Annotated in this window: 12 protein-coding genes and 1 pseudogene; 6 read left to right on the top strand and 7 right to left on the bottom strand. The window is 69.1% G+C overall.

Features of this window, described 5'->3' with window-relative positions; genetic code table 11:
• The 5 genes and pseudogenes from ACWD0F_RS51085 to ACWD0F_RS51065 all read left to right on the top strand — a co-directional run.
• Window positions 1-108 (top strand): annotated as a pseudogene (locus tag ACWD0F_RS51085) (roadblock/LC7 domain-containing protein); the annotation flags it as partial.
• A 71-nt stretch (window positions 109-179) separates the two neighbouring features.
• On the top strand, window positions 180-527 hold the full coding sequence (locus tag ACWD0F_RS51080) for a DUF742 domain-containing protein (protein ID WP_111179488.1): 348 nt from the start codon (window positions 180-182) through the stop codon (window positions 525-527).
• Entirely contained in the window at window positions 508-1,095 is a 588-nt protein-coding gene (locus ACWD0F_RS51075; protein WP_449890274.1) for a GTP-binding protein, read from the top strand. The genes ACWD0F_RS51080 and ACWD0F_RS51075 overlap by 20 nt, the downstream gene beginning before the upstream one ends.
• 99 nt (window positions 1,096-1,194) lie before the next feature.
• Complete coding sequence (locus ACWD0F_RS51070) at window positions 1,195-2,574, top strand: aldehyde dehydrogenase family protein (RefSeq protein ID WP_449890272.1); 1,380 nt, start codon at window positions 1,195-1,197, stop codon at window positions 2,572-2,574.
• A 5-nt stretch (window positions 2,575-2,579) separates the two neighbouring features.
• Window positions 2,580-3,023, top strand: a complete 444-nt coding sequence (locus tag ACWD0F_RS51065) for a hypothetical protein (protein WP_449890271.1) — start codon at window positions 2,580-2,582, stop codon at window positions 3,021-3,023.
• On the opposite strand, the gene ACWD0F_RS51060 is transcribed toward ACWD0F_RS51065, so the two are convergent.
• The 7 genes from ACWD0F_RS51060 to ACWD0F_RS51030 form a co-directional block, all read right to left on the bottom strand.
• Window positions 3,020-3,814, bottom strand: coding sequence for an ABC transporter permease (locus ACWD0F_RS51060; RefSeq protein ID WP_449890269.1), 795 nt, complete (start codon window positions 3,812-3,814; stop codon window positions 3,020-3,022). The two genes, ACWD0F_RS51065 and ACWD0F_RS51060, sit on opposite strands and share 4 nt — an antisense overlap.
• On the bottom strand, window positions 3,811-4,578 hold the full coding sequence (locus ACWD0F_RS51055; RefSeq protein ID WP_449890267.1) for an ABC transporter permease: 768 nt from the start codon (window positions 4,576-4,578) through the stop codon (window positions 3,811-3,813). The genes ACWD0F_RS51060 and ACWD0F_RS51055 overlap by 4 nt, the downstream gene beginning before the upstream one ends.
• Complete coding sequence (locus ACWD0F_RS51050; protein ID WP_449890265.1) at window positions 4,575-5,534, bottom strand: ABC transporter substrate-binding protein; 960 nt, start codon at window positions 5,532-5,534, stop codon at window positions 4,575-4,577. The genes ACWD0F_RS51055 and ACWD0F_RS51050 overlap by 4 nt, the downstream gene beginning before the upstream one ends.
• An 80-nt stretch (window positions 5,535-5,614) precedes the next feature.
• A complete protein-coding gene (locus ACWD0F_RS51045; RefSeq protein WP_449890263.1) occupies window positions 5,615-6,619 on the bottom strand; it encodes a methyltransferase in 1,005 nt (334 codons plus the stop codon).
• 16 nt (window positions 6,620-6,635) lie between these two features.
• A complete protein-coding gene (locus tag ACWD0F_RS51040) occupies window positions 6,636-7,427 on the bottom strand; it encodes an ABC transporter permease (protein ID WP_449890261.1) in 792 nt (263 codons plus the stop codon).
• Window positions 7,424-8,200, bottom strand: a complete 777-nt coding sequence (locus ACWD0F_RS51035) for an ABC transporter permease (protein WP_449890259.1) — start codon at window positions 8,198-8,200, stop codon at window positions 7,424-7,426. The genes ACWD0F_RS51040 and ACWD0F_RS51035 overlap by 4 nt, the downstream gene beginning before the upstream one ends.
• Window positions 8,197-9,069: an ABC transporter substrate-binding protein gene (locus tag ACWD0F_RS51030; RefSeq protein WP_449890257.1), complete on the bottom strand. Its 873-nt coding sequence runs from the start codon at window positions 9,067-9,069 to the stop codon at window positions 8,197-8,199. The genes ACWD0F_RS51035 and ACWD0F_RS51030 overlap by 4 nt, the downstream gene beginning before the upstream one ends.
• Window positions 9,070-9,619: 550 nt before the next feature.
• Between ACWD0F_RS51030 and ACWD0F_RS51025 the strand changes: the two genes are divergently transcribed.
• On the top strand, window positions 9,620-10,959 hold a 1,340-nt coding region (locus ACWD0F_RS51025; protein ID WP_449890255.1), incomplete at its 3' end, for a nitrate- and nitrite sensing domain-containing protein.

The following is a 10,959-nucleotide window of genomic DNA, read 5'->3' as shown; positions in this document are numbered from 1 at the left end:
TGTGACATGGGCCTGGTCGCGTACCAGATGACGCTGATGGTCGATCGCGCCGGTCAGGTGCTGACTCCGGCTGTGCGCGCGGAGCTGCGCGCCAGCCAGTCCAGGTGATGTACGTGTCAGACCCCAGATGGAACAGCGGCGGTTGGGCTCCTCCGTCCCAGCCCGAGCCCCAGTCGGCGCTGAACCCCGACCCTGCCTCGCCCGTCCGCCCGTACGCCGTGACAGGGGGACGGACGGCGCCGCGGGTCAAGCTGGCGATGGAGGCCCTGGTGTCCTCGGCGACCGCCGAGCAGCGGGAGTTCTCGCACATCACGCCGGAGTACCAGGCGATCAGCCAACTGTGCCGGCAGGTCAGGTCAGTGGCCGAGGTGTCGGCGCTGCTGCGGATCCCGCTCGGCGTCGTCCGCGTGCTGATCGCTGACATGGCCGCCGAAGGTCTGGTTCGCGTGCATCAACCACAACTGGACGCCGGCAGGCCGGACGTCAATCTGCTCGAAAGGGTGCTCAGTGGACTTCGCAGGCTCTAGCCCCGGCCTCACCTCGACGAAGATCGTGGTGGCCGGCGGTTTCGGGGTGGGCAAGACGACCTTCGTCGGCGCGGTGTCGGAGATCATGCCGTTGACCACGGAGGCGGTGATGACGGACGCCTCCGCGGGGATCGACGACCTGGGCATGACACCGCTGAAGTCGACCACCACCGTGGCCATGGACTTCGGCCGGGTCTCCTTGGACCGTGATCTGATCCTCTACCTGTTCGGGACCCCCGGGCAGCACCGGTTCTGGTTCATGTGGGACGACCTGGTGCGCGGCGCGATCGGCGCGGTGGTCCTGGTGGACACCCGTCGTCTCGCCGACAGCTTCCCGGCGATCGACTACTTCGAGGAGGCGCAACTGCCCTTCGTGGTGGGCGTCAACGGCTGGGACGGCGAATATCCGCACAGCGACTCCGAGGTGCGCGACGCGCTCACGCTGGCCCCGCACATCCCCCTGGTCCGCCTGGACGCCAGATCCAAGGACTCCGTCAAGAGCGCGCTGATCCACCTGGTCGAGCACGCCCTCAGCGTTCGGATGGCCGTGCCCGGCTGGGGCGGCTAGGTCCTCGGCGCGGACTCGTTGACAGGCCCGGCACCGCCATGATCACAATGGCTGCGGTTTCCCCGAGCGTCGCAGGAGCACCATGTCGAGCCGTGGCCGATGAACGTGCGCGATCCCCTCACCGGGCGACCCGGCCGGCCACTCGCCCCCGTCCCGCCGACCCGCCTCGCCGCCGTGGCGGCCGGGCTGCGCGCCATGTCGCCCGCCTGGCTGACCGCCGACCGGAGCGCGGCGCTGACCAGGTTCGGGGCCGCGCTCGCCGATGACGACGACCTGCTCGCCGCGCTGGTGGCCGACACCGGCAGGGTGGGGGAGTCGGTGCTGGAGCGGCAGATCGTGGCCGCTTCGATCACCCGATGGGCGCACCAGGCGCCCGCCCTCCTCGCGCCCCCGGCCGAACGCCCCGCCTCGTTGCCGGGGATCGTGGTGGGCGGGGACGCGGTGCCGTACGAGCTGGTCGGGGTGATCAGCCCGTGGAACTTCCCGCTGCTGCTCGGCCTCATCGACGCCGTGCCCGCGCTGGCCGCCGGCTGCGCGGTGCTGGTCAAGCCCAGCGAGGTCACCCCCCGCTTCATCGAGCCGCTGATGCGGCTGGTCCCGGCCGATCTGCCGCTCCGGGTCGTCGAGGGCGACGGCGCGACCGGAGCGGCGCTGGTGGGCCTGGTGGACGCGGTGGTGTTCACCGGCAGTGTGGAGACCGGGCGCGCGGTGGCGGAGTCGGCCGCCCGCGCGTTCGTGCCCGCGCACCTGGAGCTGGGCGGCAAGGATCCGGCGATCGTGCTGGCTGACGCGGACCTCGACCGGGCCGCGGCGGCGATCCTGTGGGGCGGCACCGCCAACGCCGGGCAGTCCTGCCAGTCGATCGAGCGGGTGTACGTGGCCCGCGAGGCCCATGACACGTTCCTCGCGCTGCTCGTGGGCAAGGCCGCCCAGGTGGGCCTGACCTGCGAAGGCGGCCCCATCGGGCCGATCATCGGGCCTGGCACCGAAGACGTGATCGCCGCCCACCTGGCCGACGCCGTCGCCAAGGGCGCCACCGTGCACACGGGCGGCGAGATCGAGCGGCACGGCGGCGGCCACTGGTGCCGCCCGACCGTGCTGTCCGGCGTGGACCACGGCATGACGATCATGACGGAGGAGACGTTCGGCCCCGTGCTGCCCGTGATGGCCGTCGACGGTCCCGACGAGGCGGTCGCCCTGGCCAACGACTCGCGCTACGGCCTGTCCGCCGCGGTCTTCGCGGGGACGGAGCGGGCGGCCCTGGCCGTGGCGGCCCGGCTGCGCGCCGGCGCGGTCAGCGTCAACGACGCCTCGCTGACCGCGCTCGTGCACGAGGGCGAGAAGCACTCCTTCCGCCTGTCGGGGCTCGGCGGCTCACGCATGGGCGCCGCCTCCATCAGCAGGTTCCTGCGCCGCAGGGCCTTCCTGGTCAACCGATCCGGCGCCGCCGACCCCTGGTGGCACACGACGAAGGAGTGACTTCCATGGGACTTCGCGCGGACATGCCGCTGCTGGCCCGGCACGAAGGCGAGTGGGAGGGCGAATACCTGCACCTCGACCGGGACGGAAACCCGATCGACCGGCACCGGGTGCTGATGACCTGCACGATCCTCGACGACGCCGTCTACCACCAGACCAACCGCTACCTCTGGGACGACGGGCGCTCGGAGGTGCACGAGTTCCCCGGCACCTATCTCGGCGGCGGCCGGTGCGGGTTCGACACCGACCGCATCAGGGGCGAGTTCTGGGAGCTGGACGACACCACCATCTACCTGTCCTGGCAGTACAAGGGCGAGGGCGAGGACCTGCGGCTCTACGAGCTGATCGTGCTCAGCGCGGACGGGAAGTCCCGCAGCAGGACCTGGCAGTGGGTCAAGGACGGCGTGTGCGTGAAGCGCACGCTGATCAACGAGCGGCGGGCCGGCTAGCCGCTCCTGGCGCCGTGGTGCCAGGCCAGCACCACCCGCTCGACGCCCAGGAACGCGGCGTTCAGCGCGATGCCGAGCAGCCCGAGCAGCACGATCCCCGCCCACATGGCCGGGATGTCGAAGTCGCTCTGCGCCTCCAGCATGCGGTGCCCGATGCCCTCGCTGCTGCCGACCAGCTCGGAGATCACCATCATGATCAGCGCCAGCGACACGCTCAGCCGCAGGCCGGCGAAGATCTTCGGGGAGGCGGCGGGCAGGATGACGCGGGTCAGCCGCTGCCACGGGCTCAGCCGGTAGACCGCGCCCGTCTCGATGTACTGGCGGTCGACGTGACGGGCGCCGTCCATGGAGTTGATCAGCACGGGCCAGATGACGCCGTACACGATGGAGGCCAGCTCCATCGGGGTCCCGATCTTGAACAGCACCAGGAACACCGGCAGCAGCGTGGACGGCGGCACCGACCTGCCGAAGTGCAGCAGCGGCTCCACCAGCGCCGACAGCCGGCGCGAGCGCCCGAGCGCGACCCCTGCCAGCACGCCCGCCAGGCACGCCATCGCCCACCCGGCGAACAGCCTGGCCAGGCTGGGCAGCAGGTCGGCGACCGCCTCGTCGGTCAGGAACGCCCGCGACGGCGGCCCGGAGAACCAAATCTCGTGCAGCCGGACCACGATCCGCGACGGCGGCGGGAAGTACGCCGCCGCCGCCGACCGGGTGGCCAGCTCCCAGGCGATCACGGCCACGGGCAACGTCCAGTACCACAACAGCCGGGAGACCCCGGGGGCGTTCCTCATGCCGCGTCTCCCGTCCGCGCCTGGTGCCAGCGGAACACGCGCCGCTCACCGGCGGTGAACAGCAGGTTGGCGGCCAGCCCGATGATCCCGGCCCACACGGTCGCCGCCAGCATGCGGTCGATCCGGTTCGCGCTGCCCGCCAGGGACAGGAACGCCCCGATCCCGCCCCCGCCGGGGGCCAGCAGCTCCACGCTCACGGCCACGATCAGGGTGACGGACACGGCGATCCGCACGCCGGTGGCGATGAACGGCGCCGCGCTCGGCAGGCTCACCCGCAACACCACGGCCAGCGGGCCGAAGCCGAAGCTCCGCAGCGTCTCCTTGGCCAGCGGATCGACGTCGCCTAGGCCGTACATCGTGTTGATCAGCAGCGGCCACGAGCAGGTGTAGACGATCAGCGCGGTCTTGGCGTCCTGGCTGGCCGGGAAGAGGAACATGGCCAGCGGGATCAGCGAAACCGACGGGATCGGCCGCAGGAACTCCACCAGCGGCCGGGCCGAGCGCTCCATGAACGGCACCGTCCCGAGCAGCAGCCCGGCGGGCACGGCGACCGCGAGCGCGATCGTCAGCCCGCTCGCGCACGCCGCCAGCGTGGCCAGCACGTCCGCCCGGAACTGCGCCTCCAGCGGCAGCAGCGCCGCCGCCGCCAGCACGTCCGACATGTACGGCAGCACGTCCGGGATCAGCCCGGCCCGCCCGGCCAGCTCGGCGAGAACCAGAAAAGCGGCCACACCGAGCACGCCGAGCATGCCGCGAGCGATCATCCGCTGTGCGGGACGAACAGCGTGGCCGCGTCCACCTTGGTCTTGATGTAGCCGTAGTCGAGCATCAGGTCGGCCAGCTTCTGCACGGTGGCCTGGTCGGCCTCCATCGAGAACTTGCCGAGCGTCATGGCCGCCGCCGCGTCGGCGGGAATCTGCGTGTACGTCGGCACCACCTCGTCGATCGCCTTGCGATCGGTGCTGGCGATCTGCTGGGCCTTGGCCAGCGCCCGGTGGAAGGCGGCGGCGGTCTTCGGGTTCTTGGTCACCCACTCCTCGGTGACGCCCCATCCGTCGATCGGCACGCCGGCCGTCACGCCGTTCGTGGTGTCGATGATCTGCGTGCCGCCCGCCTTCTTGGCGGCGGTCAGGAACGGCTCCACCAGCCAGGCCGCGTCGACCTTGCCGGAGGACAGGGCGGTGAGCTGGTCGGCGAACTGCACGGGGACGTACTTGACGTCCTCGGGCTTGAGCCCGGCGTCCTGCAGGTGGGCGTTGGTCAGCGTCTGGCCGAGCGCCTTGAGCACGTTGACCGCGATGGTCTTGCCCCTGAGGTCGGCCGCCGCCTTGAGCGGCGACCCCTTGGCCACCACGACGCCGGCCACGTTGGGAGCGCCCTCCTGGCTGTGCTGGAACAACTTCAGCTTGGCGGCGCCCGAGTCGTTGATCGACATGAGCGCCACGTAGCTGGTGAGGAAGGCGTCCATGCTGCCGTTGAGGATCTTCGGCATGACCGCCTGCGGAGCCTGGATGATCTCCGTCTTGACGGTCAGGCCCTCCTCCTTGAAGAAGCCGCGCTTCTCCGCGATGAACAGCGACGCCGACGACGGCACCGGCACCACGCCGACCAGGAGCTGGGTCTTCTCCAGCCCGCCGGCGGAGGCCGGGCCGCCGCCCGTGTCCGTCTCACCCCCGCTCCCGCCTCCGCCGCACGCGCTCAGCGTGAGGGCGATCGCCATACCCGCGACTACGATCCTGGCCAGCTTCATGTCACTGCCTTTCTCGGTCCTGGTCGATCAGGTGGAGGCCGGGGGATTGCTCAGCGCGGCCTGGCTTCCATGAGGCTCGCACCGGAGCCGAGCTCGACGATAGCGCCGAGCGTCAGCTCCGCCTGGGCGAACAGCGACGCGTACTCGTCGCGGCTGCGCTCGGCGCCGCCGTCGAAGATGGCCAGCATGCGCAGGTCGATGTCCTTGCCGGGGTGCGGCTCCTCGTTGTCGGGGAGCACCACCTCCAGCACCAGGACCCGGCCGTCGGGACGCATGGCCGCCCGGACGTTGCGCAGGATCGTGACGGCGTCCTCGTCGTCCCAGTTGTGCAGGACGCTGGCCAGCAGATAGACGTCCGCGCCCGCCGGCACCGAGGTGAAGAAGTCGCCGGCGACGACCTCGGCCCGGTCCGACAGGCCCTCGCCGGCCAGGGTGCGCGCGGCCCGGCCGGTCACGTGCTCCAGGTCGAACAGGATGCCGCGCATGCTCGGGTTGGCGTGCAGGACGGCGGCCAGGATGTGCCCCTTGCCACCGGCCACGTCCACGATGGTCGCGGTGGGCGGGAAGGCGTACCGCTTGGCCAGGTTCTCGGTGAACGGGAGCGACCTGGCGGTCATGTACTCGTTGAACAGCGTGCTCGAAGCCGGATTTTTCGCGAGATGGTCGTACAGGTGGCCGTACCGTTTCACGAACGCCGAGCTGCCGTCGCGGACCGTGGCGGGGAGCATGCCCATGGCGTACCAGAAGCCCTCCTCGCCCAGCATCCGGATCGAGGAGCGGACGGAGTCGGGGGCGTCCGAGCGCAGCGCGGTGCCCTTCTCCGTCAGGTCGTAGGTGTCGGCTCCGGCGGCGCGGACGACGTCGAGGGCGGCCAGCTCGCGCAGGACCCGGCGCAGCGAAGGAGCATGGGCCCCGCAGCGTCCGGCCAGGTCGGCGGTGCTGAGAGGCCCATGGGAAAGGTGATCTGCCAGTCCGAGCTCCGCCATGGTCAGCAGAGCAGCGAATCTTGATATATCGCCTACGGCTCCCCAAATGAGGTCGTCGGAATGCGGCATATGTCCTTCCAGGAGATCAAGGATTGCGTGTGGCCTGCCGGTGCCAGACGAGCACACGGCGTTCGGCCAGCACGAACAGGGCGTTCACCACGTAGCCCAGCACGCCGAGCAGGGCGATCGCGGCCCAGACCCCGGCGCCGTCGAAACTGCGCTGGGCGACCAGCAACTGGTAGCCGATGCCGTCGGTCCCGCCGAGGAGCTCGGAGACCACCATGAGGATCAGCGCCAGCGACAGGCTCAGCCGCAGCCCGGCGAAGATCTTCGGCGAGGCGGCGGGCAGCACGACCACGCGCAGCTGCTGCAGCTTGCTCAGGTTGAAGACCGTGGCGGTCTCGGTGTACGTGCGGTCCACCGCCCGGACACCGTCGATCGAGTTGAGCAGCACCGGCCAGACCACGCCGAACACGATCGTGGCGAGCTGCGTGGCCAGCACCCCGGCGGACAACGGCTGGAACAGCACGACGAAGACCGGCAGCAGCAGCGGAGGAGGCAGGGCCCGCCCGAACTCGATGAGCGGGTCCACGTAGTCGGCCGCCGCCCGTGAGCGCCCGAGCACGACGCCCAGGGCGACCCCGATCAGCGCGGCCAGGACCCAGCCGCTGAACATGCGGCCCAGGCTGGGCAGGATGTTGTCGATCGCGTCGTCGGTGAGGAACACCTGGGCCACGGGGCCGGAGAACCACAACTCATGCATCCGGACGACGATCGTCGTGGGCGGCGGGAAGTCGGTGTCCCCGATCGCGCGGGCGAGCAGCTCCCAGACGACCAGCACGGCCGGGATCAACCAGAACTTGGTGACGGTTCTCACGTCTCCGTCGCCCCCATCCGCATGCGGTGCCAATGGAAGAGGCGGCGCTCGCCGGCCAGGAAGACCAGGTTGGCGAGCACGCCGATGACGCCGGCCCAGAAGGTGGCCGCCAGCATGAGGTCCGTCCGGTTGCCGCTGGCCGCCACGTTGACGAAGACGCCGATCCCGCCGATGCCGCCGGCCAGCAGCTCGGCGCTGACGGCCAGGACGAGCGCGATCCCGGCGGCGATCCGGACGCCCGTCGCCACGAAGGGCGCGGCGCTGGGCAGGCTCACCCTCGCCAGGACGGCCAGCGAGCCGAAGCCGAAACTGCGCAGCGACTCCTTGGCCAGCGGGTCCACGTCCTGCATGCCGTAGAGGGTGTTGATCAGGATCGGCCAGAGGGAGGCATACACGATGACCGAGACCTTCATCCACTCGTCCACCGGGATCAGCAGGATCGCCAAGGGGATGATGGCCACGGAGGGGATCGGGCGCATGAACTCCAGCACCGGCCGGATCGCGCGCTCCACCGGCGGCAACGCGCCGAGCAGCACGCCCAGCGGCACGGCCACCGCGAACGCGATCAGCAGGCCGAGCGCCCAGTTGATGAGCGTGGTGCCGACCCCGGTCAGGAACTCGGTGTCGGCCAGCAGGCGGACGGCTTCGTACAGGACGGTCGAGGGTGCGGGGAAGACCATGTCGCCGCTGATGAAGAGGCGGATGACCAGTTCCCCCAGAATGAGGAACCCCGCGGCGCCGGCGGCGCCGCGGAGCAGTCGTCTTCTGGTCATCCGCTCGTCGAAGTCGCGATCACGGACTTGACGTCGATCGACTCCTTGAGGAAGCCGTACTCCTGCATGAGGTCGGCAACCTTCTGCAGGCGGTTCTCGTTGAGCTCGCTCGGGAAGGTCCCCAGCGTGATCACCGAGGCCGTCTTGGCGTCGATCTTGGTGTACTTCGGCAGCATGGCCTCGATTTCCTTGCGGTCACTCGAGGCGAGCTGCTGCGCCTTGGAGATGGCGCGCTGGAAGGCGGCCAGCGTCTTCGGGTACTTCTGCACCCAATCCTCGGTGGCCATCCAACCGGCGATGGGGAAGTTCTCCGTCTGGCCCACCATCGTGTCGGCCAGCTTGCGGAAGCCGTTGGCGCTCTGGTTGGCCGTGATGAAGGGCTCGGTGATCCAGCCCGCGTCGGCCTGGCCGCTCTTGATGGCGTTGCCCATGTCGGGGAACGGCTTCTCGACGAAGTTGACGTCCGCGTTCGTGAGCCCGGCCACCTTGAGCTGCGTGGTCACCGCGAGCTCGGCGATGTTCTTGAGGTTGTTGACCAGAACGGTCTTGCCCTTCAGGTCCGCCACGGTCTTGATCGGGGAGTCGCCCGGGACCATGAGGTTGAAGGTGTTCGGACCCGCCTGGTACATATCCGCTACGAGCTTGAGCTTCTTGCCCTGGCTCACGGCGGAGAGGGTCGAGACGTAGTTGGTCTGCGAGATGTCGAGCGCGCCGCTCTCGATCTGGGGGATGGCCGCGGCGCCACCGGTGATGATGACCGGTGTCACCGTCAGGCCCTCTTCCTTGAAGAAGCCCTTCGTGTTGGCTATATAGAGCGCCACAGGGTCGGGAACCGGAAGGTGGCCGACCTTGATGGTGGTTTTCTCCAAGCCCTTGCTGTTGGCGGTCGAGTCAGTGGACTCGGCGGCGCCACCACAGCCGGCAAGGGTGAGAGCAACTGCGACGCCGAGTACAACGGCGTGACAGCGCAGTTTGCGTGTCATCGGGGGGTTCTCCTACCAGGGGAAGCTTCTGGAGATCGGCACTGGTTACCGGGCGTGAAGCGTACCGGAGGGGAGATCGGATCGGCAGCACTATGCCTTATATATGAGGTTTATCTACCGAATATGACTCTTATACCTATATTGCTGTAAATATAAGCTTTAAGCGCTCTTAATGACTGTTTGTCCGGATTGGTGTGATGGTTGCACTCCGTGTGCGGAGGTTAGCCAGGTGAGCAATGTGTGACTTGGAACGGTTGAAAACAGGCGAGACGTTGGCTGATGTATGAGGTTTGTGCTCAAATTGGGCCTCGAACTTGCCTGCGATCACTCGTCCGCGCGACGAAGCCGCTGAGACCCCCTTAGAGCAGGCCATGGCGAGAGGTTGCCACCAGTGACGACAACAACGACCGGTTCCGGTCGTGGCAGGGCTCCGGACGTGCCCGAACAGTCTTTGGGCGGCGAGCTGCCGGAGGTGCAGTCGCCCAGGTCGGGCAGCCCGTTCGCGCTGCGCAACTGGCGCGTGCGCACCCGCCTCATCGCCCTCATCGCCATCCCCACCATCGTGGGCGTGATCCTCGGCGGGCTGCGCGTCACCACCTCCATCAGCAGTTCCCAGGAGTACCAGCGCATCAGTGAGGTCGGCTCGCTGGTGACGCAGCTCGGTGAGCTCGCCCGCGACCTCGGCCTCGAACGTGACCTGTCCGGCCGCTTCGTCGTCTCCGGCAAGCGGGAGGCCGACAGTCAGCAGCTCAAGAGCCAGCAGGAGATCGTCGACGCCAACGTCAAGCGCACGCTGGCCAGCGCGAAGGCCAACGAGGCGGCGCTGTCCGACATCGGCCGCAGGTCCCTGGACCGCATCCGCACCAGGCTCAGCCAGCTCGGCTCGTTGCGCGAGACCGTCGCGAAGTCGCTGCTGCCGCCGCTGCCGACGATGGAGAAGTACTCCGAGACCGTCTCCGAGATGTTGCAGATGTACGACGAGCTCGGCCAGGGCTCCACGGACGAAGAGCTCATCTCCACCAGCTCCGCCCTGCGAGCCATCGCCCGCGCCGAGGAAGAAGCCTCCAAGCAGCGGGCGCTACTGACGATCGCGCTGCTCAGAGGCAGTTTCGAGGAGCCGGAGTTCGACGCCTTCCTCGACGCCCGCTCCCGCCGCGAGAGCGAGCGCGCCTCGTTCCGGGCCGCCGCCACACAGGCGCAGCGCCAGATGTTCGACAACACGGTCGCCGACATCAAGATCGGCCGTGCCGAGCTCTACATCGCCAGGGCCGTCCTGCTGAACAACCGCAGCCAGTCCCTGCGCAGGCTCGACACCGCCACCACGAATGACGCGAATGACTGGTTCTCCGCCATCTCGGAAACCGTCAAGCGGCTGCACCAGGTGCAGAAGTCCCTCGGCACCCAGGTCGCCACCCGCAGCGCCGACGTCGCCAGCGGCGAAAGGCAGCTCGCCGCGATCAACATCGGCGTCGTCGTCGCCCTGCTCATCCTGGTCCTGGCCATCACCGCCGTCATGGCCGGCTCGCTGGTACGGCCGCTCAGGCGCCTGCGGGGCGACGCCCTCAAGATCGCCGGTTCGACCCTGCCCGACCTGGTACGCCAGCTTCGTACCACCGACGTCAGCCCCGACCAGCTCCGGGTGCCACCCATCGAGGTCAACTCCAAGGACGAGATCGGTGAAGTCGCGCGGGCCTTCGACGAGGTGCACCGTGAGGCGGTGCGGCTGGCGGGTGAGGAGTCGCGGTTGCGGAGCAACGTGAACGCGATGTTCGTGAA

This window comes from Nonomuraea sp. NPDC002799 (assembly GCF_053592075.1).
This window is presented reverse-complemented; position numbering and strand designations above follow the sequence as displayed.